Source organism: Burkholderia sp. RF7-non_BP4 (genome assembly GCF_001521935.1).
GTDB classification, from domain to species: Bacteria; Pseudomonadota; Gammaproteobacteria; order Burkholderiales; family Burkholderiaceae; genus Burkholderia; species Burkholderia diffusa.
Map to the genome: position 1 here is coordinate 51,864 of NZ_LOTA01000094.1, position 23,126 is coordinate 74,989.

At 67.9% G+C, this 23,126-nt stretch carries 21 protein-coding genes; 7 read left to right on the forward strand and 14 right to left on the reverse strand.

Annotation, left to right across the window (positions count from 1 at the left end):
• The first annotated feature begins 23 nt into the window (after window positions 1-23).
• Both hslO and WS49_RS29650 read left to right on the forward strand, forming a co-directional pair.
• Window positions 24-974 (forward strand): Hsp33 family molecular chaperone HslO, encoded by a 951-nt coding sequence (gene hslO, locus WS49_RS29645; RefSeq protein ID WP_059535822.1) that lies wholly within the window; start codon window positions 24-26, stop codon window positions 972-974.
• A 138-nt stretch (window positions 975-1,112) separates the two neighbouring features.
• Complete coding sequence (locus WS49_RS29650; protein ID WP_059535824.1) at window positions 1,113-1,472, forward strand: hypothetical protein; 360 nt, start codon at window positions 1,113-1,115, stop codon at window positions 1,470-1,472.
• A 94-nt stretch (window positions 1,473-1,566) separates the two neighbouring features.
• On the opposite strand, the gene ftsB is transcribed toward WS49_RS29650, so the two are convergent.
• From ftsB to WS49_RS29695, 9 genes are all read right to left on the reverse strand, one after another.
• Window positions 1,567-1,992, reverse strand: coding sequence for a cell division protein FtsB (gene ftsB / locus WS49_RS29655; protein WP_059535825.1), 426 nt, complete (start codon window positions 1,990-1,992; stop codon window positions 1,567-1,569).
• Between the two features lie 82 nt (window positions 1,993-2,074).
• Window positions 2,075-3,358: a phosphopyruvate hydratase gene (gene eno, locus WS49_RS29660; protein ID WP_011885396.1), complete on the reverse strand. Its 1,284-nt coding sequence runs from the start codon at window positions 3,356-3,358 to the stop codon at window positions 2,075-2,077.
• A gap of 106 nt (window positions 3,359-3,464) precedes the next feature.
• Window positions 3,465-4,319 (reverse strand): 3-deoxy-8-phosphooctulonate synthase, encoded by an 855-nt coding sequence (kdsA, locus tag WS49_RS29665; RefSeq protein WP_014896643.1) that lies wholly within the window; start codon window positions 4,317-4,319, stop codon window positions 3,465-3,467.
• Complete coding sequence (locus WS49_RS29670) at window positions 4,316-5,974, reverse strand: CTP synthase (RefSeq protein ID WP_059535827.1); 1,659 nt, start codon at window positions 5,972-5,974, stop codon at window positions 4,316-4,318. Before WS49_RS29670 ends, kdsA begins: the two co-directional genes overlap by 4 nt.
• Window positions 5,975-6,148: 174 nt before the next feature.
• Window positions 6,149-6,994 (reverse strand): alpha/beta fold hydrolase, encoded by an 846-nt coding sequence (locus WS49_RS29675; protein WP_059535830.1) that lies wholly within the window; start codon window positions 6,992-6,994, stop codon window positions 6,149-6,151.
• A 134-nt stretch (window positions 6,995-7,128) separates the two neighbouring features.
• Window positions 7,129-9,621 carry a DNA internalization-related competence protein ComEC/Rec2 gene (locus tag WS49_RS29680; protein ID WP_059535833.1) on the reverse strand — a complete coding sequence of 831 codons (2,493 nt, stop codon included), beginning with the start codon at window positions 9,619-9,621 and terminating at the stop codon, window positions 7,129-7,131.
• A gap of 54 nt (window positions 9,622-9,675) precedes the next feature.
• Window positions 9,676-10,464 carry a TatD family hydrolase gene (locus tag WS49_RS29685; RefSeq protein ID WP_059535835.1) on the reverse strand — a complete coding sequence of 263 codons (789 nt, stop codon included), beginning with the start codon at window positions 10,462-10,464 and terminating at the stop codon, window positions 9,676-9,678.
• 64 nt (window positions 10,465-10,528) lie between these two features.
• Complete coding sequence (gene lolD, locus WS49_RS29690) at window positions 10,529-11,224, reverse strand: lipoprotein-releasing ABC transporter ATP-binding protein LolD (RefSeq protein WP_059450449.1); 696 nt, start codon at window positions 11,222-11,224, stop codon at window positions 10,529-10,531.
• Window positions 11,225-11,279: 55 nt separating this feature from the next.
• On the reverse strand, window positions 11,280-12,533 hold the full coding sequence (locus WS49_RS29695) for a lipoprotein-releasing ABC transporter permease subunit (protein ID WP_059535838.1): 1,254 nt from the start codon (window positions 12,531-12,533) through the stop codon (window positions 11,280-11,282).
• 152 nt (window positions 12,534-12,685) lie between these two features.
• Here WS49_RS29695 and WS49_RS29700 point away from each other — a divergent pair, with 152 nt between their 5' ends.
• From WS49_RS29700 to WS49_RS29725, 5 genes are all read left to right on the forward strand, one after another.
• Window positions 12,686-13,762 (forward strand): hypothetical protein, encoded by a 1,077-nt coding sequence (locus WS49_RS29700; RefSeq protein WP_059535840.1) that lies wholly within the window; start codon window positions 12,686-12,688, stop codon window positions 13,760-13,762.
• Window positions 13,763-13,772: 10 nt separating this feature from the next.
• On the forward strand, window positions 13,773-15,470 hold the full coding sequence (gene recJ, locus WS49_RS29705) for a single-stranded-DNA-specific exonuclease RecJ (protein ID WP_059535842.1): 1,698 nt from the start codon (window positions 13,773-13,775) through the stop codon (window positions 15,468-15,470).
• A gap of 161 nt (window positions 15,471-15,631) precedes the next feature.
• Window positions 15,632-16,736 (forward strand): peptide chain release factor 2 gene (gene prfB / locus WS49_RS29715; RefSeq protein ID WP_107938119.1). Its coding sequence is split into 2 segments (ribosomal slippage): window positions 15,632-15,712 and window positions 15,714-16,736, totalling 1,104 coding nucleotides; the frame shifts between segments, so codons are not numbered across the junction.
• 75 nt (window positions 16,737-16,811) lie between these two features.
• A complete protein-coding gene (gene lysS, locus WS49_RS29720) occupies window positions 16,812-18,338 on the forward strand; it encodes a lysine--tRNA ligase (RefSeq protein ID WP_059535844.1) in 1,527 nt (508 codons plus the stop codon).
• Between the two features lie 348 nt (window positions 18,339-18,686).
• Entirely contained in the window at window positions 18,687-19,430 is a 744-nt protein-coding gene (locus tag WS49_RS29725) for a glycine zipper 2TM domain-containing protein (protein WP_059535846.1), read from the forward strand.
• Between the two features lie 128 nt (window positions 19,431-19,558).
• Here WS49_RS29725 and iscX read toward each other — a convergent pair whose 3' ends face one another.
• From iscX to iscA, 5 genes are all read right to left on the reverse strand, one after another.
• On the reverse strand, window positions 19,559-19,768 hold the full coding sequence (iscX, locus tag WS49_RS29730; protein WP_040144569.1) for a Fe-S cluster assembly protein IscX: 210 nt from the start codon (window positions 19,766-19,768) through the stop codon (window positions 19,559-19,561).
• A gap of 44 nt (window positions 19,769-19,812) precedes the next feature.
• Entirely contained in the window at window positions 19,813-20,154 is a 342-nt protein-coding gene (gene fdx, locus WS49_RS29735; protein WP_059535849.1) for an ISC system 2Fe-2S type ferredoxin, read from the reverse strand.
• Window positions 20,155-20,238: 84 nt separating this feature from the next.
• On the reverse strand, window positions 20,239-22,107 hold the full coding sequence (hscA, locus tag WS49_RS29740) for a Fe-S protein assembly chaperone HscA (RefSeq protein ID WP_059535851.1): 1,869 nt from the start codon (window positions 22,105-22,107) through the stop codon (window positions 20,239-20,241).
• A gap of 54 nt (window positions 22,108-22,161) precedes the next feature.
• Entirely contained in the window at window positions 22,162-22,689 is a 528-nt protein-coding gene (gene hscB / locus WS49_RS29745) for a Fe-S protein assembly co-chaperone HscB (RefSeq protein WP_034176899.1), read from the reverse strand.
• Window positions 22,690-22,783: 94 nt separating this feature from the next.
• Complete coding sequence (gene iscA / locus WS49_RS29750) at window positions 22,784-23,107, reverse strand: iron-sulfur cluster assembly protein IscA (RefSeq protein WP_011885413.1); 324 nt, start codon at window positions 23,105-23,107, stop codon at window positions 22,784-22,786.
• Between the last annotated feature and the right edge of the window lie 19 nt (window positions 23,108-23,126).

Below are 23,126 nucleotides of genomic sequence, written 5' to 3' on the forward strand. Positions count from 1 at the left end.
CGCGCGGATTTCAAGGAAGAAGAGTGAGCGACCAGTTACAGAAATTCATGTTCAATTCGGCACCCGTGCGCGGCGAGATCGTGTCGCTGCGCAACACGTGGCAAGAGGTGCTTTCCCGCCGTGACTACCCTGCCCCGGTGCGCACGGTGCTCGGCGAGATGATGGCCGCGTGTGCGCTGCTGTCCGCGAACCTGAAATTTCACGGCACCCTGATCATGCAGATCTTCGGCGACGGGCCGGTCCAGATGCTGGTCGTCCAGTGCGGCTCGGACCTGTCGATGCGCGCCACGGCCAAGTTCGCCGGCGACGTTGCGCAGACGATCGGCGACGACACGCACTTCGCGTCGCTCGTCAACGCGAGCGGCCACGGCCGTTGCGTGATCACGCTCGATCCGGCCGAGAAGCTGCCGGGCCAGCAGCCGTATCAGGGCATCGTGCCGCTGAACGGCGTCGACGGTCCGCTCGAATCGGTGTCGCAAGTGCTCGAGCATTACATGCATCACTCGGAGCAGCTCGACACGCGGCTGTGGCTCGCGGCCGATCGCGACCGCGCGGTCGGCATGCTGCTGCAGAAGCTGCCGGGCGACGGCGGCATCGTGCCGCGCAACGCCGAGACCGACGCCGACACGTGGGAGCGCGTCTGCACGCTCGGCGGCACGCTGTCCGCGAAGGAACTGCTCGAGGTCGAACCGGAAGTCGTGTTCCGCCGGCTCTTCTGGCAGGAAAACGTGCAGCACTTCGACCCGGCCGGTACGCGCTTCCAGTGCTCATGCTCGCGCGAGAAGGTCGGCGCGATGCTGCGCATGCTCGGCCGCGACGAAGTCGACAGCGTGATCGTCGAGCGCGGTCACGTCGAGATCCACTGCGAGTTCTGCAACCAGCGCTACGAGTTTGATCCCGTCGACGTCGCGCAGCTGTTCGCCGCGCCGGAACTCGCGACCGGCATCACGCCCGCGACCGATCAGCGTCACTGAGTGAGCGGCGCGCCCGTGCGAGCCATGCGCGCGCGGGCGCATAATGACGCACGAGCGTCGCACGCACGGCTCAGGCGCCGGAGGTCCCGCCTTTGGCGCAAACCGCTTTCCGCTGTCGGCGCGCTGCTGGAGAAATACATGAATCGCCCATTCCGCACCCTCGTCCTGACCAGTGTCGCCGCCAGCACACTGGCCCTCGCCGGCTGCGCGGTGCAGCCGCCTTCGTCGACGATCCTGAGCCGGCTGCCCGAACCGGGCGCATCGGGCGGCCAGCCGCCCGCGCTGTCGAGCGCGGAGCGCAAACGCTACGACGAAATCGACCGGCAGGTGCTGCGCGAGCAGAACGACGCGATGGCGGCCGAGGCCGCCGCGCGCGCCTGGGCGTATTACTCGCCGCCCCCCGTGACCGTCTACGGCGGCTATTACGGCGGCGGTTGGGGAAACCGGTGGGGCACCGGCATCGGTTATGGCTACGGTTACCCGGGCTGGTGGTGGTGATGCGTGATCGCGTCGACCGACTCGATTGAAGACTGACAGGAAATAAAAAAGCGCGGCATTTCCCGCGCTTTTTCAATGGTTCGGACTCCCGCGCTCAGTGATGCGCGGCCTTGCCCTTCTCGCCGCCGTGATGCCGCGACGGCTTCGCGATCGATTGCGGGTTCGGCACGACGCGCACGGGCGCCGCGGACACCGTACCGCGCGTCGACGTGCTCGAAGGCGTGTTGTTCAGCGGCGCGGCCGGCGCATTCGGCGACACGAACTGCACGAATACTTCGCCGTCCTTGACCATGCCCATCTCGTAGCGCGCGCGCTCCTCGATGGCCGCGGTACCGCCCTGCAGATCCTGCACTTCGCCCGCGATCCGTTCATTGCGCAGCTTCTCGTCCGCATTCTTCTGCAGTTGATCGCCGAGCTGCTGGCGCAATTCGTGCACCCGCAACCAGCCGCCGTGTCCCCACCATAGGGGGTACTGAATGAGCGCCAGCAAGGCAATCAGGACGACAGTGACAAGCCGCATGTAGGAGACGCAGATATAAGAAGCGCCGCTCCGCGCAACATGCACAGAGCGGCGTCGAGATGACGAACCCGATAGTAGCGCGTTAGCGCAGGTTATAGAAAGCCGATTTGCCCGGGTAGCTCGCGATATCGCCGAGGTCTTCCTCGATGCGCAGCAGCTGGTTGTACTTCGAGATGCGGTCGCTGCGCGACAGCGAACCCGTCTTGATCTGACCGGCGTTCAGGCCGACCGCGATGTCCGCGATCGTCGAATCTTCCGTTTCGCCCGAGCGGTGCGAGATCACGGCCGTGTAGCCGGCGCGCTTCGCCATTTCGATTGCCGCGAACGTTTCGGTCAGCGTACCGATCTGGTTGATCTTGATGAGGATCGAGTTCGCGATGCCCTTCTCGATGCCTTCCTTCAGGATGCGCGTGTTCGTGACGAACAGGTCGTCGCCGACGAGCTGCACCTTCTTGCCGAGGCGCTCGGTCAGCAGCTTCCAGCCGTCCCAGTCGCCTTCGTGCATGCCGTCCTCGATCGACACGATCGGGAACTTGTCGGCGAGCGTCGCGAGGTAGTCGGTGAATTCGGCCGACGACAGTTGCAGGCCTTCGCCCGCGAGCTGGTACTTGCCGTCGTGGTAGAACTCGGATGCCGCGCAGTCGAGCGCGAGCAGCACGTCTTCGCCGGCACGGTAGCCGGCCTTCTCGATCGCCTGCAGGATCGTCGACAGGCACTCGTCGTTGCTGCCGAAGTTCGGCGCGAAGCCGCCTTCGTCGCCGACTGCCGTGCTCATGCCGCGGTCGCTCAGGATCTTCTTCAGCGCGTGGAACACTTCCGCGCCGCAACGCAGGGCTTCACGGAACGTCGGCTGGCTCACCGGGACGATCATGAATTCCTGGATGTCGAGGCTGTTGTTCGCGTGCGCGCCGCCGTTGACGATGTTCATCATCGGGACGGGCAGCTGCATCGCGCCCGAGCCGCCGAAGTAGCGGTACAGCGGCAGGCCGGCTTCTTCAGCCGCTGCCTTCGCGACGGCCATCGACACGGCCAGCATCGCGTTCGCGCCGAGGCGCGACTTGTTGTCGGTGCCGTCCAGCTCGAGCAGCGTCTTGTCGAGGAACGCCTGTTCCGACGCGTCGAGGCCCATGATGGCTTCGGAGATTTCGGTGTTGATGTGCTCGACTGCCTTCAGCACGCCCTTGCCGTTGTAGCGGCCGGCTTCGCCGTCGCGCAGTTCGATCGCTTCACGCGAGCCGGTGGACGCGCCCGACGGCACCGCCGCGCGGCCCATCGTGCCCGATTCGAGCAGCACGTCGCATTCGACGGTGGGGTTGCCGCGCGAATCCAGAATCTCGCGGCCGATGATATCTACGATTGCACTCATGGGTTTCCTCTGAGAATGACGATGGATTCTTCAAACTGCGATGGCACGCGCGCCGAAACCGCCTACGCTACTGACGCGCGAAGCCGCCGCAAGGTTCATTCGATCTTTAGTTGAAATCGTTTTCCAGGAACGGATTGCGCTTCACCGCCTGGTCGAGCGTGACGAGGGTCTCCAGCAGCGCGCCCATCCGGTTCAGCGGCACCGCGTTCGGGCCGTCGGACTTCGCTTCGGCCGGATTCGGGTGCGTTTCCATGAACAGGCCCGCGACGCCCGTCGCGACCGCGGCACGCGCGAGCACCGGCACGAATTCGCGCTGGCCGCCCGAGCTCGTGCCCTGCCCGCCCGGCAGTTGCACCGAGTGGGTCGCGTCGAACACGACCGGCGCGCTCGTCTCGCGCATGATCGCGAGCGAACGCATGTCGGACACGAGGTTGTTGTAGCCGAACGAGACGCCGCGCTCGCACGCCATGAAGCGGTCTTCCGACAGACCGGCTTCACGCGCCGCGTCGCGCGCCTTGTCGATCACGTTCTTCATGTCGTGCGGCGCGAGGAACTGGCCCTTCTTGATGTTGACGGGCTTGCCCGAGCGCGCGCACGCGTGGATGAAGTCGGTCTGGCGGCACAGGAACGCGGGCGTCTGCAGCACGTCGACGACCGATGCGACCTGCTCGATCTCTTCGATCGAATGCACGTCGGTCAGCACCGGCAGGCCGAGCTGGCGCTTCACCTCGCCGAGGATCCGCAGCCCCTCGTCCATTCCGAGGCCGCGAAACGACTTGCCCGAGCTGCGATTCGCCTTGTCGTAGGACGATTTGTAGATGAACGGAACGTTCAGCTTCTCGCAGATCTCCTTCAGGCGGCCCGCCGTGTCGATCGTCATTTGCTCCGATTCGACGACGCAGGTACCCGCGATCAGGAAGAAAGGCTGGTCGAGACCGACCTCGAAATCGCACAGCTTCATGCTTGCACTCCACGCGCCTGCTTGTTGGCGAGCGCGGCTTCGACGAACGACTTGAACAGGGGATGACCGTCACGCGGCGTGGACGTGAATTCCGGGTGGAACTGGACGCCGACGAACCACGGGTGCATCGAACGCGGCAGCTCCATCATTTCCGGCAAATCCTCGCTCGGGGTACGGGCGCTGATGATAAGGCCGCCGGCTTCGAGCTGGGGCACGAAGCGGTTATTGACTTCATAACGGTGGCGGTGGCGCTCGTTCACGTCCTTGCCGTAGATCTCTTCGGCCATCGTGCCGGGCTTGATCGGGCAACGTTGCGAGCCGAGGCGCATCGTGCCGCCGAGATCGGATTCCTCGGTGCGCGTCTCGACCTTGCCTTCGCGGTCGTACCACTCGGTGATCAGCGCGACCACGCGTTCCGGCGTGTCCGGATCGAATTCCGTGCTGTTCGCCTGCTTCAGGCCGACGACGTCGCGTGCGAATTCGATCACCGCGAGCTGCATGCCGAGGCAGATGCCGAGGTACGGCACCTTCGACTCGCGCGCGTAGCGGATCGCGGCGATCTTGCCTTCCGTGCCGCGACGGCCGAAACCGCCCGGCACCAGCACGGCGTCGAGATGCTTCAGGCTGTCGACACCGTTCGTCTCGATCTCTTCCGAGTCGATGTACTCGATGTTGACCTTGGTCGACGTGTGCAGCGATGCGTGGCGCAGCGCCTCGATCAGCGACTTGTACGACTCGGTCAGGTCGACATACTTGCCGACCATGCCGATCGTGACTTCGTGCTTCGGGTTTTCCAGTTTCTCGACGAGCTCCGACCACATGCTCAGGTCGGCGTCCTTCGGCGACAGCTTCAGTTCCTCGCAGATGATCCGGTCGAGGCCCTGGTCGTGCAGCATCTGCGGAATCTTGTAGATGCTGTCGGCGTCCCACACCGAGATCACGGCGTCTTCCGGCACGTTCGAGAACATCGAGATCTTCTTCGATTCGTCGTCGGGGATGCGGCGATCCGCACGGCACAGCAGCACGTGCGGCAGGATGCCGATCTCGCGCAGCTTCTGCACGCTGTGCTGGGTCGGCTTCGTCTTCAGCTCGCCGGCCGTCGCGACGTACGGCACGAGCGTCAGGTGCACGAAGCACGCGCTGTTGCGGCCGAGGCGCAGGCTCATCTGGCGCGCGGCCTCGAGGAACGGCAGCGACTCGATGTCGCCGACCGTGCCGCCGATCTCGACGATCGCGACGTCCGGCTCGCCGCAGGTGGCCGATGCCGCCCCGCGCTCGATGAACGCCTGGATTTCGTTCGTGATGTGCGGAATCACCTGCACGGTCTTGCCGAGATAGTCGCCGCGGCGTTCCTTGCGGATCACCGATTCGTAGATCTGGCCGGTCGTGAAGTTGTTGGCCTTGCGCATCTTCGTGCTGATGAAGCGCTCATAGTGGCCGAGGTCGAGGTCGGTCTCCGCTCCGTCTTCCGTCACGAACACTTCGCCGTGCTGGAACGGGCTCATCGTGCCGGGGTCGACGTTGATGTAGGGATCGAGTTTGAGGAGGGTGACTTTCAGACCGCGCGATTCGAGGATCGCGGCGAGAGAGGCGGCGGCAATACCCTTGCCGAGGGAAGAAACTACGCCGCCGGTGACGAAAACATATTTGGTCATCGCTGGATGCTCGCGGGAAAAACGGATTATACCGTAAAGCCCGCCCTTCTCTCAGCAATTGACGCGATGATCGCGCCCTTTCGCGCTGTGCCGCGCCAGCCGTGCGCGCCGGGGCGAACCGGCCGGCCGGTCGGTGCAACCGCGCACGCCGGCCCGGTGCACCGGGTCGATGCGTCAGGCGCTTTTCGCGAGCGCCGCGCTGTCGCGCGGCACGCCGCCCTCCGCCGTTTTCAGCGAACTCAGCATCCGCTGCAATGCGCGGGCCGTCTCGATCGGCCGCTCCATCGGGAACAGGTGGCTACCCTCGAGCCATTCGATGCGCCCGCGCGCCGCGCGACGCGTCGCATCGAGCCCGACCTGCCGCACTTCGCGCGAGCGCGTGCCGGCGAGAAAGCCGAGCGGCACCGGCGCGCCGTGCGCGAGCCGCGGACCGAGCGTATGCGGCAGTGTCCGGTAGATCAGGTATTCGACCTGCCGGTCGAACGCGAGCACGCGTTCGCCGTCGGCGCCCGCCTGTGGAATACCGTAGTCGATGTAGTCGGACAGCATCCGCTCGTCCCAGCGCGCGAACGCGGGTTTCTCGTGAAAGTGCCGCCAGGCTTCGTCGCGACTCACCCAGCGCGTGCGCCGGTTGCGCGTCGCGGCAGCCGGCGACAGCCGTTCGTCGAGCCCGGCCCACTGGCTCGCGCGCAATGCGCCGGCGCGCCATCCCGCGATGATCGGCGAATCGATCATCACCACGCCGCGCACCCAGTGCGGCTTCTTCAGCGCGGCCATCAGCGACAGGTAGCCGCCGAGCGAATGGCCGACGAGCCAGACCGGGCGCTCGTAGCGGCTGCCGATGTCGTCGAGCAGCTGCTCGACGAGATGCGGCCAGTCGCGCGTCACCGGGTAGCGGCGGTCGTGACCGATGCGCTCGATGTAGCGCAGCTCGTAATCGTCTGCCAGCTCGGCGAAGATCGTCCGGTACGTCGATGCCGGAAAACCGTTCGCATGCGAGAAATGGAGGATGTCCTTCAAACGCCGATGTCTCCTTTGTCGACCGAAGTCAGCGCGCTCGAGCTGACTCCGGTCCCATGCTTCGCGGTCGGCCGGGGCTGGCCCTTCAGCACCACCTCCGGCCTCCGCCTTCTTGACCCGCGCCGTCGAGCCGCTCACCGGTCCATCCAGTACCGCCGCTGCGCATCGCGATGACGCTCGAACGCGAAGCCGCCGCCCGCCGGGGCGATGTCGAACCTCACGGCCCCGTCGCGATCGGTGCGCGGCAGCGGAATCCCGCGCGTTTCGTAGCGCGCGAGGACCGTCCGGTGCGGATGCCCGAATCGATTGCGATAGCCTACAGGAAATACCGCGACGCGCGGCCCGACCGAATCGAGGAAAGGCTCGACCGACGACGTGCGGCTGCCGTGGTGCGGCACGACGAGGATCTGCGCGGCCAGCGCATCGCGCGCATCCTCCACCAGACGGCGCTCGGCGCGTGCCTCGATGTCGCCCGTCAGCAGCGCCGACGTGTCACCCGCGTCGATGCGCAGCACGCACGATTTCTCGTTCGAGGAACCCGCGCCGGCAACGCCCGGCGGCCACAACATCGTGAATACGACGCCGTCCCAGATCCACCGCTGTCCGGCCGCGCACGGCAGCCGATCCGCCACGCCGGCCGCCCGCGCGTCGCGCCACAGCCGGTGCCGCGGCGCAATGCCGGCGAGCAGCTGGCGGACCTCGGCGGCCGCATAGACGGCCGCCGCGCCGCCCGCGTGATCGGCATCCGCATGACTCAGGACGAGCGAATCGACGGTACGGATTCCGCGGGCACGCAACGCCGGCGCGACGATCCGCGCACCGGCATGGGTCGACTCCGCCCCCGGTCCCGCGTCGAACAGCAAGGTCCGGCGCGCGGTCTCCACCAGCACCGACGCGCCCTGCCCGACGTCGAGCACGGTCAGCCGGACGCCGCCGGGCGGCGGCGCATCGGGTGCCGGCGCGACCAGCGGCAGCCATGTCATCGGCGCCGCCCAGCGCAGCGGCCAGCCGCGCGGCATCAAGACCCACGCGACACCCACGCACGCAAGCGCCAGAACCGGCCAGTCGGGCATGCGCAGCCAGAACACGCCGGCCGGCCAGTCGGCGAGGTGCCGGAGCAGCGCCATCATCGGTTCGAGCGCCGCATGCGCGAGCCGGAACGCATACGCGTCCAACGGCGCGGGCAACCCGATCCCGGCGAGCACGATCGGCGTCACCACGGCGCTGACCCACGGGATCGCAAACGCATTGCCGAACGGGCCCGATACCGAGATTTGAGCGAACCACGCGGCCGTCAGCGGCGCAAGACCGATCGTCACCGCGTACTGCACGCGTGTCGCCTCCGCGACACGGCGCCCGGCACGCTGGCACCACGCGCGCAGGCGGTGCCAGCGGTCGACCGTGGCAGCGCCGTCCGTCCCGCGGTCGTCGCCGCCGTCGAATTCGCGCACCGCGCGCCAGCCCGCCACGGCCATCAGGATCACGGCGACCGCGCCAAAAGACAGCCAGAACCCGGCCGACACCACCGCCCACGGATCGACCAGCAGCACGCCGCCGAGCGCCGCGCACAACACGGCGGACGGCGGCACACTGCGTCCGGCGAGATAGCCAGCCGCCCCGGCCGCGATCATCCACCACGCGCGCTGCGCCGGCACGTTGAACCCGGCAAGCGCCGCATAGCCGGCGGCGGCCGTCAGCGCCGCCACCGAAGCCGCATACGGCGCAGGCATCGCGAGCGCCGCGGCATGTCCGCGCCAGCGCAGACGCCGCCAGACCCACGATACGATCCCGCCCGCGAGCGCGCCGACGAGCCCGACGTGCAGGCCCGAAATCGCGACCAGATGACTCGTGCCGGTATTGCGCAGCACGCGCCATGCGTCGTCGCCGACGCCGGATTGATCGCCGACCGCGAGCGCGGTCACGATGCCGCGATGGCGCGCGTCGCTGCCGAGCGCGTCACCGATACCGTTGCGCAGCGCGTCGCGCAGCCGATCGATCGATGCGCGCCATCCCGATGCCCGCGCATCGAGCAGCTCCGCCCGCTCGGGCGCGACCACATAGCCGATCGCGCGAATGCCCGCGGCAAGCCACGCCGCCTCGCTGTCGCGCACGCCGGGATTCGCCTCGGCATGCGGGCGCTTCAGGCGCACGACGAGACGCCAGCGCTGCGCGGCGCGCAAATCGGGCATCGCGTCGCGTGCTGCGCGCGCGCCGTACGTGCGCCACGACAACCGGATCAGCGGAGGGAAACGGGCCAGCCCCGCATCGTTCGATTCGACGGCCAGCAACAGTCGCGCGCCGGTATCGTCGATCACCGGCAACCCGCGGATCACGCCCGTGACGAGGATATCGCGCCCTTCCCGCTCGACAGGCAGGCTGTCACGCAGCCGCCATTCGGCACGTGCGGCCGCATAGCCGAATCCGATCGCACCGGCGGCGCATGCGCACAGCATCCACCGGAGCGCGACGATCGCGCGGGTTCGACGGCGCCGCGCACACCCTGCGAGCAGCGCGCCGCAACCGGCCAGCACGACCGCCCCGCCTACCCAGCCGCCCATGCCCGGCAACGCCGCCTGCCGCTGCAGCACGACGACGCCGAGCGCAAACGCGATCCACCACACGCGCATCGCACCTCCTCGTCGACCTGGCGCCGCCGTCGATGCGGCACCTTCCGGCAACGATTATGCGGACGAAAGTGCGAGGCGCGGCAGCGCGGCGAGCGCGTTAGCCGTTGTGGATAGGGACAGCGCGTGCGCGTCGATCCCGCGCAGTTCGGCGAGCACGCCGCCGATGCGCGGCACCTGGTCGGGCGCGTTGCGGGACTTGTACGCCCACTCGGGCGCGATGTCGGGCGCGTCCGTCTCGACGACGATCGCGTCGAGCGGCAACTGCGCGGCGAGCCGCCGGATCTGCAGCGCGCGTCCGAACGTCACGTTGCCGCCGAAACCGAGATGCAGCCCCTGCGCGAGATACGCATCGGCCTGCTGGAAACTGCCGTTGAACGCATGCGCGATGCCGCGCCGCACGCCGAAGCGGCGCAGCCCGGCGAGCACGCGGTCCTGCGACTTGCGCACGTGGCACAACACCGGCAGGTCGAATTCGCGCGCGAGCTTGAGCTGCCCCTGATAGAAGAATTGCTGGCGCTCCTCGTCGAGGCCCGGCACGAAGTAGTCGAGACCGATCTCGCCGATCGCGACGAAGCGCGGATCGTCGAGGCTCGCCTCGATCTCCATGCGCAGGCGGTCGAGATCCTCGTCGCGCGCGTGCGGCGTATACATCGGATGGATGCCGAGCGCGTAGACGGCACCCGGCGTGCGCTGCGCCAGTTCGCGCACGGTCGTGAAATTGTCGCGTCCGATGCTCGGAATCACGATGCGCGACACGCCGGCCGCGCGCGCCGCGTGCGCGACGGCGTCGCGGTCGGCGTCGAACTCGGCGGCATCGAGATGGCAATGCGTATCGATCCACATGGCGGCTTTCCTGCGCCCTCGCCGCCGCGCCGGGACTCGCCCGGCGGCACGGCGGGGCGTTCGTTCACACCGGCAGCGCCGGCTCCTCGTGCAGCACGCCGTCGCGCAGGCGCATGATGCGGTCGCAGCGCGCCGCGAGCTCGGGATCGTGCGTGACGATCACGAAGCTCGTTTCGAGCGTCTCGGACAGTTCGAGCATCAGGTTGAACACCGTGTCGGCGGTCGTGCCGTCGAGGTTGCCGGTCGGCTCGTCGGCGAGTACGCACGCGGGCTTCGTCACCAGCGCACGCGCGATCGCCACGCGCTGCCGCTCGCCACCCGACAGCTCGCCCGGCCGATGCTTCGCACGCGGCCCGAGACCGACGCGTTCGAGCATCGCCTGTGCCTGCGCGCGTGCATCCTCGGTCGTCATCCGGCGGATGCGCAGCGGCATCGCGACGTTGTCGAGTGCGGTGAATTCCGGCAGCAGGTGATGGAACTGGTAGACGAAGCCGAGCGCGCGGTTGCGCAGCTCGTTGCGCTCGCGCTCGGCGAGTTGCGTAAACGGCTTGCCGAGCAGCGACACTTCGCCCGCGCTCGGTTCGTCGAGGCCGCCCAGCACGTGCAGCAACGTGCTCTTGCCGGAGCCCGACGCGCCGACGACCGCGAGCTTCTCGCCGCGCCGCACCGTCAGCTCGGTGTTGTTGAGCACCTGCACGTTGAAGCCGCCCTGCACGAACGCCTTCGTGATCCCGCGCGCCTGAAGCACGTATTCCTGCATACCTGCCGAATCCTGTCTGATGGGTTGTCGTGAATCCGCCAATGCGGTCGCGCGATCATTCATAGCGCAGCGCCTCCGCCGGCTTCACCTTCGCGCCGCGCCAGCTCGGATAGAGCGTCGCGACGGCCGACAGCACGAACGCGATCAGACCGATCTTGATGACGTCGCCCGCGACGAGCTCCGACGGCAGCTCGCTGATGAAGTACACCGACGGCGGCAGGAACTGCACGCCGAACAGATGCTCGATCATCGGGATCAGCCACGGAATGCTCCACGCGATCAGGCAGCCGAGCGCGACGCCCGACGCGGTGCCGACGAAGCCGATCGTCACGCCCTGCACGACGAAGATCTTCATGATCGAGCCCGGTTGCGCGCCGAGCGTGCGCAGGATCGCAATGTCGGCCTGCTTGTTGGTCACCGTCATCACGAGCGACGACACGAGGTTGAACGCGGCCACCGCGATGATCAGCGTGAGGATGATGAACATCATCCGCTTCTCGATCTGCACGGCCGAGAACCAGGTCTTGTTCTGCTGGGTCCAGTCGCGGATGTACAGGCTGCCCGACAGCGTATGCGACAGCTCGACCGCGACCTGCGGCGCCTTCTGCATGTCGGTGAGCCGCAGCCGCACGCCGGTCGGCGCGGACATCCGGAACAGCGCCTCCGCATCGCGGATGTTGATCATCGCGAGCGTGCTGTCGTATTCGTAGTGGCCCGACTCGAACACGCCGACCACCGTGAACTGCTTGAGCCGCGGCATCATCCCGGCCGGCGTGATCGTGCCTTCGGGCGCGACGAGCGTGACCTTGTCGCCGACCGTCACGCCGAGGTTGCCGGCGAGCGCGTCGCCGAGCACGATGCCGAACTGGCCGGGCACGAGCGCGGCGAGCTGGCCCGCCTTCATGTCCTTGCCGATGTCCGACACCTGCGGTTCGAGCGACGGCTCGACGCCGCGCAGCATCACGCCGCTCACCGCGTCCTGGCGCGTGAGCAGCGCCTGCGCGTCGACGTACGGCGCCGCGCCGATCACCGACGTATTGCGGCGCGCTTCCTGCGCGGTCAGTTGCCAATCGGGCATCGAGCCGGTCGGCGAGAATACCTCGACGTGCGCAAGCACCGACAGCATGCGGTCGCGCACTTCCTTCTGGAAGCCGTTCATCACGGACAGCACGACGATCAGCGCCGCGACGCCGAGCGCGATCCCGAGCATCGAAACGAGCGCGATGAAGGAAATGAAGCCGTTGCCGGTCGTGCGTTTGCCGGCGCGCGTGTAGCGCCAGCCGATCTGCCATTCGTACGGAAGTTTCAAGCGAATCCTTTCTGCTGGTTACGGCGGGGATGGCGGCCCGTGGCCGGAGCGCCGTCCGGCGGCGGCCGGCCGCCCGGGCACGGCCGAAAAAACGGTCGCCGGACGCAATCGTGCCGTCCGCCGGCCCGATCACGCGCGCAGTTTGCCATACAATGCGCACCATCATGCACGACCGACGCCTCCATTTTCTCGTTCCGTTCGCGCTGCCGTCGGCGGCCGATGCGACCTCGTCCCTGCACACGCTGGACAGCCCCGCGCTCGAAAAGTTGCTCGCCCGCGCAAGCCTCGTCGAGCGCGTGGCCGGCGAGGACTTCCAGCGCACGCTGCCGCACGAACGCTGGCTGGCCCGCCAGTTCGGCGCGGCCCAGGGCAACGCCGCCGACGAGGCGCCGCTCGCGCCCTACATGCTGCTGGCGGACGGCGGCGACCCGGGCACCCAGGCCTGGGCGTGCGTCGAACCCGTCCACGTCGAAATCGCTCACGACCACCTCGTGCTCGTCGACCCGGCGAGCCTCGCGCTCGACGACGGCGACGCCGCCGCCTTGCTGGCGGTCGCGCGCCCGCTGATCGAGGAGCTCGGCGTGCGGCTGGAGGCCCCGCAGCCGGCGCGCTGGTACCTGTCCAGCGAGCAGCTCGCGCGCCTCGCCGGCGCAGCGCCGCTGCGCGCGAGCGGCCGCAACATCGAGATCTGGCTGCCGCACGAAGCGCACACCGGCGAACGCTCGCGGATGTGGATGAAGCTGCAGAACGAAGTGCAGATGGCGTGGTTCCAGCATCCGGTCAACGAAGCGCGCGAAGCGCGCGGGCTGCCCGCCGTCAATTCGATCTGGTTCCATGCGCAAGGCACGCTGAAGCCGGTCGGCAAGCCGTTCGCGCGCGTGCTGTCCGCGTCGCCCGCGGCGCTCGGCCTCGCGCGCGCCGCGCAAGCCGAAGCCGGCGGCGTGCCGGCCGCACTCGACGCACTGCCCGCCGCCGCCGGCGCGACGCTCGTCGAGCTGCCCACGCTGTCCGCCCCGTACATCGAGCAGGACTGGCCACGCTGGCACGATGCGCTCGCCGCGCTCGAGCGCGACTGGTTCGCGCCGTCCCTCGCCGCGCTGCAGAACGGCGAGCTGGCCGGCGTCGATTTCACGCTGTGCGGCGACACCAGCTCCGTGACGCTGCACGCGACGCGCGGCGACCTGCGCAAGTTCTGGCGCCGCCGCGCGCTGGCATCCCTGTTCGAATAACCCGACCTGTATGACCCGGATCGTTACCCGCCCCGTCGCGCCCGCCGACGCCGAAGCGCTCGCGCGCCACGGCCTGCATCCTGTCCTCGCGCGCCTGTACGCGTCGCGCGGCGTGCAGTCCCCGACCGACATCGAGACGGCCCTCGCGCGCCTCGTCCCGCCCACCGAACTGAAAGGCTGCGCGGACGCCGCGGCGCTGCTCGCCGACGCGATCGCCGACAAGCGGCGCCTGCTGGTCGTCGCCGACTACGACTGCGACGGCGCGACCGCCTGCGCGGTCGCGGTACGCGGCCTGCGGATGTTCGGCGCGCAGATCGACTACCTCGTGCCGAACCGCTTCGAATACGGCTACGGGCTCACGCCCGAGATCGTCGAACTCGCGGCCGCGCGCAAGCCCGACCTGCTGATCACCGTCGACAACGGGATCGCGAGCGTCGCGGGCGTCGAAGCCGCGAACGCGCGCGGCATCGACGTGCTCGTCACCGATCACCACCTGCCCGGCGACGCGCTGCCCGCCGCGCGCGCGATCGTCAACCCGAACCAGCCCGGCTGCGCATTCCCGAGCAAGCACATCGCCGGCGTCGGCGTGATGTTCTACGTGCTGCTCGCGCTGCGCGCCGAGCTGCGCCGCCGCGGCGCGTTCGCGAGCAAGGAGGCCGAACCGCGCCTCGACGGGCTGCTCGACCTCGTCGCGCTCGGCACCGTCGCCGACGTCGTGCGGCTCGACGGCAACAACCGCGTGCTCGTCGCGCAGGGGCTGCAGCGCATCCGCAACGGCCGCATGCAGCCGGGCATCGCCGCGCTGTTCCGCGCGGCCGGCCGCGAGGCGCGCACCGCATCGGGCTTCGACCTCGGCTTCGGCCTCGGCCCGCGCCTGAACGCCGCCGGGCGGCTCTCGGACATGTCGCTCGGCATCGAGTGCCTGATCACCGACGACATCGGCCGCGCATGGGACCTCGCGCAGCAGCTCGACACGATGAACCGCGAGCGCCGCGAGATCGAGGCCGGCATGCAGCAGCAGGCGCTGGCCGATCTCGCCGACGTCGATCCGGCCGACGCGTGCACGATCACGCTGTTCAACCCCGAATGGCACCAGGGCGTGATCGGCATCGTCGCCGGGCGGCTCAAGGAGAAATTCCACCGCCCGTCGTTCACGTTCGCGCATGCGGACGAAGCCGGCACGCGGGTCAAGGGTTCGGGCCGCTCGATTCCCGGCTTCCACCTGCGTGACGCGCTCGACCTGGTATCGAAGCGCGAACCCGACCTGATCGTCGCGTTCGGCGGCCACGCGATGGCGGCCGGCCTCACGCTCGACACAGACAACGTGCCGCGCTTCGCGGCTGCATTCGAGGCCGTCGCGCGCGAGTGGTTGTCCGACGACGCGCTGGCGCGCGTGATCGAGACCGACGGCGAACTCGAGGAAGCGTATTTCACGCCGCAGTTCGTCGGGCTGCTCGACGAAGCCGTTTGGGGCCAGGGCTTTCCGGCCCCGCTTTTCTCCGGCGAATTCGACGTCGTGTCGCAGTCGCTCGTGAAGGAAAAGCACCTGAAGCTGCAGCTGGCGCGCGGCCGCCAGCGCTTCAACGCGATCTGGTTCAACCACACCGAGCCGCTGCCGGCGAGCGCGCTGATCGCGTACCGCGTCGTGGCCGACACGTGGAACGGCGTGACGCGCGTCCAGCTGATCGTCGAACACGCGGCCGGCTGAGCGCCGCCCGCCCGGCCAACCCGCCCGCGACACGCGCGGGCCGCATGCGCGCCGCGCCGAACGGGGCCGCGGCGCGCATGCAAGCACGTTCCGCGTCACCGGGAAACCCCGCCGATCGGCTATAATTCCGCTTTTTTACGAAGCAAGAATAGCGAACGATCATGGAAGCGGAACGTCTCAACGCGATCGAAAGCTCCCTGCTCGACCTGCGCACGCGCGCGGGCGAGCTTCGGGGGTATCTTTGACTACGACGCCAAATCTGCGCGTCTGACCGAAGTCAACAAGGAACTCGAAGACCCGAACGTCTGGAACGATTCGAAGAACGCCCAGGCACTCGGCCGCGAGAAGAAGCTGCTCGAAGGCGTCGTCACGACGCTGACGGCACTCGATAGCGACCTGCGCGATGCGCTCGACCTGTTCGAGCTGGCACGCGAGGAAGGCGACGAAGACACCCTCGTCGCATCCGAAGACGACGCGAAGAAGCTCGAAGCGCGCGTCGGCGACATCGAATTCCGCCGGATGTTCTCGAACCCGGCCGACCCGAACAACTGCTTCATCGACATCCAGGCCGGCGCCGGAGGCACCGAGGCGTGCGACTGGGCGTCGATGCTGCTGCGCCAATACCTGCGCTACTGCGAACGCAAGGGCTTCAAGGCCGAAGTGCTCGAAGAGTCCGACGGCGACGTAGCGGGCATCAAGAACGCGACGATCAAGGTGTCGGGCGAATACGCGTACGGCTTCCTGCGCACCGAAACCGGCATTCACCGCCTCGTGCGCAAGTCGCCGTTCGACTCGTCGGGCGGCCGCCACACGTCGTTCTCGTCGGTGTTCGTGTATCCGGAAATCGACGACTCGATCGAAGTCGAGGTCAACCCTGCCGACCTGCGCATCGACACGTACCGCGCATCGGGCGCGGGCGGCCAGCACATCAACAAGACCGACTCGGCGGTGCGGATCACGCACATGCCGACCGGCATCGTCGTGCAGTGCCAGAACGACCGCTCGCAGCACCGCAACCGCGCCGAAGCGATGGCCATGCTGAAGTCGCGCCTGTACGAAGCCGAAATGCGCAAGCGCCAGGCCGAGCAGGACAAGCTCGAATCGAGCAAGACCGATGTGGGCTGGGGTCACCAGATCCGCTCGTACGTCCTCGACCAGAGCCGCGTGAAGGACCTCCGTACGAACGTCGAAATGAGCAACACGAAGGCCGTGCTCGACGGCGATCTCGACGACTTCATCAGCGCGAGCCTCAAACAGGGCGTGTAAGCGCCGCGGCGCGGCCCCTGCGGTCGCGCCGCCCTTCCCGTTGCGTTGCCGCACCCACTCCGAATTCCGACCATCATGACCGAACCGACCCAAACGCAGCCCGCCGTCGCGGCGGACGAAAACCAGATCATCGCCGAGCGCCGCGAGAAGCTGCGCGCATTGCGCGAGCAAGGCGTCGCCTATCCGAACGATTTCCGGCCGACGCATCACGCCGCCGATCTCCAGGCGAAATTCGCCGACTCGGACAAGGCCGCGCTCGAGGCGAACCCGGTCGAGGTATCGGTCGCCGGCCGCATGATGCTCAAGCGCGTGATGGGCAAGGCGAGCTTCGCGACGGTGCAGGACGGTTCGGGCCAGATCCAGTTCTTCGTGACGCCGAACGACGTCGGCGCGGAAACCTACGACGCATTCAAGAAGTGGGACCTCGGCGACATCGTCGCCGCGCGCGGCGTGCTGTTCCGCACCAACAAGGGCGAGCTGTCGGTCCAGTGCAAGGAGCTGCGCCTGCTGTCGAAGGCGCTGCGTCCGCTGCCGGACAAGTTCCACGGCCTCGCCGACCAGGAAATGCGCTATCGCCAGCGCTACGTCGACCTGATCGTCACGCCGGAAACGCGTGACACGTTCCGCGCGCGCACCAAGACCATCGCGTCGATCCGCAAGTTCATGGACAACGCCGACTTCATGGAAGTCGAAACGCCGATGCTGCACCCGATCCCGGGCGGCGCCGCGGCGAAGCCGTTCGTCACGCACCACAACGCGCTCGACATGCAGATGTTCCTGCGCATCGCGCCGGAGCTGTACCTGAAGCGCCTGATCGTCGGCGGCTTCGAGCGCGTGTTCGAGATCAACCGCAACTTCCGGAATGAAGGCGTATCGCCGCGCCACAACCCGGAATTCACGATGATGGAGTTCTACGCCGCGTACACCGACTACCGCTGGCTGATGGACTTCACCGAGCAGCTGATCCGCCAGGCGGCGATCGATGCGCTCGGCACCGCGACGATCCAGTACCAGGGCCGCGAGCTCGACCTCGCGAAGCCGTTCCACCGCCTGACGATCACGCAGGCGATCCAGAAATACGCACCGCAGTACACCGACGGCCAGCTGTCGGACGACGCGTTCCTGCGCTCCGAACTGAAGCGCCTCGGCGTGGACGTGTCGCAACCGGCCTTCCTGAACGCCGGCATCGGCGCGCTGCAGCTCGCGCTGTTCGAGGAAACCGCCGAATCGCAGCTGTGGGAGCCGACCTACATCATCGATTACCCGGTCGAGGTGTCGCCGCTCGCACGCGCATCGGATACGGTGCCGGGCATTACCGAGCGTTTCGAGCTGTTCATGACCGGCCGCGAGATCGCGAACGGCTTCTCGGAGCTGAATGATCCGGAAGACCAGGCCGCGCGCTTCAAGAAGCAGGTCGAGCAGAAGGATGCGGGCGACGAGGAAGCGATGTTCTTCGACGCCGACTACATCCGCGCGCTCGAACACGGGATGCCGCCGACGGGTGGTTGCGGGATCGGCATCGACCGTCTCGTGATGCTGCTGACCGACAGCCCGACGATCCGCGACGTGCTGCTGTTCCCGCACCTGCGCCGCGAAGACTGACGGCCGAGCCCGCGTGTGCGCCGCGCCCTGCGGCGCGCACGCGTCAGCTTTGTAACCACGCGTAAATCCCGCCCGCCGGCGTTCGCCGGTTTTCGATCCTCCCCCGTTTTATCTCCTCGTCGCGACGGCCTTCTCCGGGTTTTCCCTGCAACGCCCGCCGCCCCCGCGCTGCAATTCGTTACACCTTGATACGGTGCGACCCTCGCCCGTGGACGACACTCCTGTTGCGTCACCACGCATGACCACGGGACCAGAACGCGGCGCCGGAACGCCGAGTCTGCTCGCTCCCGAGCGTGGGATCCGGCCGGCACCAACGTGCGAAGCCAGGTCGACACCGGAGAGAACAAAATGGACAACCAGAATCAAACCACGCCGCAAAAGCAACGCCTTCACCCGCTCATCGCGACCGCGGCAGGCGCCGTGATCGTCGCGAGCCTCGCGGCCACCGCGGCGATCACGGGCATCTTCCCGAAGGCGAACAGCAACAATGCGCAGAACGGCCAGACCCAGGCCGCGCTGATCGCGTCGCAGCCGGCCGTCGATACGGCCGCTGCGGCCAGCGCCGCGCTCGCCGCGCAAGCGCAGCAGCAGGCAGCCGAACAGGCCGCGCAGCAGAAGGCGGCGGCCGAGAAAGCGGCGGCAGCCCAGGCCGAACCGAAGCCCGCGCCGCGCCCTGCCGCCACGCACCGCCGCCATACGCCGGCGCCGCAACCGCCGCAATACGCGCAGCAGCCGTCCGCGCCCGCGCAGGCGGCTTATTGCCAGACCTGCGGCACCGTCGTCGCGATCACGCAGACGCGTACGCCGGGCCAGAGCTCGGGGATCGGCGCGGTCGGCGGCGCAGCGGCCGGCGGCCTGCTCGGCAACCAGTTCGGTCACGGTAACGGCCGCACGGCGATGACGATCATCGGCGCGCTCGGCGGCGGTCTCGCCGGCAATCAGGTCGAGAAGCAGGTGCGCGCGGAAACCGACTACCAGGTGCAGGTCCAGATGGAAAGCGGCGCGACGCGCACGTTCACGTACCACAACCCGCCGCCGTTCGGCCAGGGCCAGCGCGTGCGGATCGAGAACGGGACGCTGGTCGGCGCGTAACGCCTGACGTCTCGCCGGGCGGCCCTTGCGCCGCGCCGGAAATGAAAAAGGCTCGTGATGCTTCACGAGCCTTTTCTGTTTGCGGGAGCGTTGCCGGAGCCGCATGGCGCGAGGCGCCAGCGCGAATCTCAGTCTTCGTCGTCGAAGTCGGATTCATCGATCCAGTGGGCCTGGATCGCTTCGAGGATCTTCTCGCCCGAGTGCGCCGGGTCGTCGGTGAAGCCGTCCAGTTCGATGACCCATTGGCGCAGGTCGACGAAATTGATCCGCTGCGGATCGACGTCCGGATGCTTGTCTGCCAGCGCGATGGCGATTTCGCGCGAATCGGTCCATTTCATGGCCTGCTCTCCCGTGTACGCGGCGAGTCCGCCCCGCCGATCCCTCAGTGATTTTCCTTAGCGTGGTTGATCGAGTACTTCGGGATCTCGACCACCAGGTCAGAATCTTCCTTCACGATTGCCTGGCACGACAGACGCGACGTCGGCTCGAGGCCCCACGCCTTGTCGAGCAGGTCGTCTTCGTCCTCCTCGGACGGGTCGAGATCGTTGAAGCCCTCGCGGATCACCACGTGGCAGGTCGTGCATGCGCACGACTTCTCGCACGCATGCTCGATCTCGATCCCGTTGTCGAGCAGGTTGTCGCAAATACTCTTGCCGGGCGTCGCGTCGATCACTGCGCCGTCCGGGCACAGTTCGACGTGAGGCAGCACCACCAGTTGAGGCATGTCCGTTCCGTCAGTCAGGGTGCGGCGACTGGCGCCGCACGGTTCAATATCGCGCGGGCCGTCGACGGCCCGCGCGCAGTTCGTTCAGATCTCGTCGAGCCGTCGGCCCGACAGTGCGCGCTTGATGCTCTTGTCCATCCGGCGCGCCGCGAATTCGTCGGTGCCGTCGGCCAGCGTCTTGGTCGCGGTTTCGATCGCGTCCGTGTCGTCGCCCTGCGCGATCGTGCGCAGCGCGGCGACCAGCGCGTCGACCTGCGTGCGTTCGGTGTCGTCGAGCAATTCGCCGTCGGCCGCCAGCGCCGCCTGCGTCGCCTCGATCATCCGCTCGGCCTCGACCTGCGCTTCGCGCAGCGCGCGCGCCCGCATGTCGATCTCGGCGGTCTTGAAGCTGTCCTCGAGCATCTTCGCGATGTCGTCGTCGGCGAGGCCGTACGACGGCTTCACGACGACCGACGCCTCGACGCCCGAATGCTGCTCGCGCGCGAACACCGACAGCAGCCCGTCCGCATCGACCTGGTAGGTCACGCGAATGCGCGCCGCACCGGCCGTCATCGGCGGGATGCCGCGCAGCTCGAAGCGCGCGAGCGACCGGCAGTCGGCGACGAGCTCGCGCTCGCCCTGCACGACGTGGATCGCCATCGCGGTCTGTCCGTCCTTGAAGGTCGTGAATTCCTGTGCACGCGCGATCGGAATCGTCGAATTGCGCGGAATGATCTTCTCGACGAGACCGCCCATCGTCTCGACGCCGAGCGACAGCGGGATCACGTCGAGCAGCAGCCAGTCGTCGCCGCTGCCGCGATTGCCGGCGAGCAGGTCGGCCTGGATTGCCGCGCCGAGCGCGACGACCTGGTCCGGATCGAGATTGACGAGCGGCGGCTGGCCGAAATGCTTCGCGACCGCCTCGCGGATCACCGGCATACGCGTCGCGCCGCCGACGAGCACGACACCCTTGATGTCGGCCGGGCTCACCTGCGCATCGCGCAATGCCTTGCGGGTCGGCGTCAGCGTACGCTGCACGAGCGGCTCGACGAGCGCGGCGAACGTGTCGTGCGAGATCGTCTGCTCGATCCGGGCACCGCTCGCCAGCGTCACGTCGAGCGACGCCTGCGGCGCGGACGACAGCGCTTCCTTCAGCACGCGCACGCGATCGAGCAGCAGGCGCACGTCCTCGGGCGCGAGCGCCTTCGCATCGATGCCGGCCTGCGCGAGCACGTGGCCGAACAGCGCGTGGTCGAAATCGTCGCCGCCGAGCGCGGAATCGCCGCCCGCGGCCAGCACTTCGAACACGCCCTTGGTCAGCTTCAGGATCGACAGGTCGAACGTGCCGCCGCCGAGGTCGTACACCGCGTAGAGGCCTTCGGCCGCGTTGTCGAGACCGTAGGCGATCGCGGCCGCGGTCGGTTCGTTCAGCAGACGCAGCACGTTGAGGCCCGCAAGACGCGCGGCGTCCTTCGTCGCCTGGCGCTGCGCGTCGTCGAAGTACGCGGGCACCGTGATCACCGCGCCGACCAGTTCGTCGCCGAGCGTGTCTTCCGCGCGGTAACGCAGCGTCGCGAGAATCTCGGCCGATACTTCGACCGGGCTCTTCACGCCGTCGATCGTGCGGATCTGCACCATGCCCGGTGCATCGACGAATTCGTAAGGCGCGTTCGCCGCGCCTTCGACTTCCGCCTTGCCACGGCCCATGAAGCGCTTGACCGACACGATCGTGTTGCGCGGATCGGTCGCGGCCTGTTCCTTCGCTTCGTGGCCGATGCGGCGGCCGCCCTGCTCCAGATAACGGACCACCGACGGCAGCAGCGCGCGGCCTGCCTCGTCCGGCAGCACTTCGGGCACGCTGTTGCGCACGGCCGCGACGAGCGAGTTCGTCGTGCCGAGATCGATCCCGACAGCGAGTCGCCGCTGGTGCGGCGCCGGCGCCATGCCCGGTTCGGAAATTTGCAGTAAAGCCATCTTGGTTCGTTCGGGCGCTCGGCCCGTTTGCTGCGCGTGCCGTGAGGCACGCGGTTAAGTTTCGAGGCGCTCGATCTGCGCGCCCACTTCCGACGCGACCCGTTCGATGAACATCAGCTGACGCACGGCTTCGGCGGCGGCCTGGTCGGCGGCGCTGTCGAGCAGCGTGCCGAGGCGCTCGAGGCGCACGCGTTTTTCGTCGCGCAGTTCGGCGAGCAGCGCATCGAGCGCGTCGACGTTGCGGGCGGCCGCGGCATCCTCGATGCCTTCGCGCCACTCCATCTGCTGCATCAGGAACGCGGGCTCCATCGCGGTATTGTTTTCGGCACCGATGTCGACGCCGCGCAGCGACAGCAGATAGGTCGCGCGCTTCAGCGGATCGCGCAGCGTGCGGTAGGCTTCGTTCGCACGGGTCGCCCATTGCATCGCGATGCGCTTTTGCGCGTCGCCGGCCGCCGCGAAGCGGTCCGGGTGAACCTGCGTCTGCACCGTGCGATATGCGCTGTCGAGCGCAGCCTCGTCGAGCGCGAATTGCGCCGGCAGGTGAAACAGATCGAAGTGGCTGTCTTTCAGCGAAACCATCGTCGCGTTCAATTCCGGTTCGTCGCGCGGCAAACGCCGCACATTAAAAAGGCGGCTCGTGCCGCCTCTTGCCCGCATCGCGCGGATACCCGCGTCACACGCGGAACGATTCGCCGCAACCGCACTCGTCCTTCACGTTCGGGTTGTTGAACTTGAACCCTTCGTTCAGGCCTTCGCGTGCGAAGTCGAGCTCGGTGCCGTCGATGTACGCGAGGCTCTTCGGGTCGACGACGACCTTCACGCCATGGCTCTCGAACACCTGATCCTCGGGGGCCAGCTCGTCGACATACTCGAGCTTGTACGCGAGCCCCGAGCACCCGGTCGTGCGAACGCCAAGCCGCAGGCCCACACCCTTGCCGCGACGGACGAGGTATTTCTGGACGTGCTGTGCTGCTTTTTCGGTCAGTGTAATTGCCATGATGTCCTTGCCGCGGCGC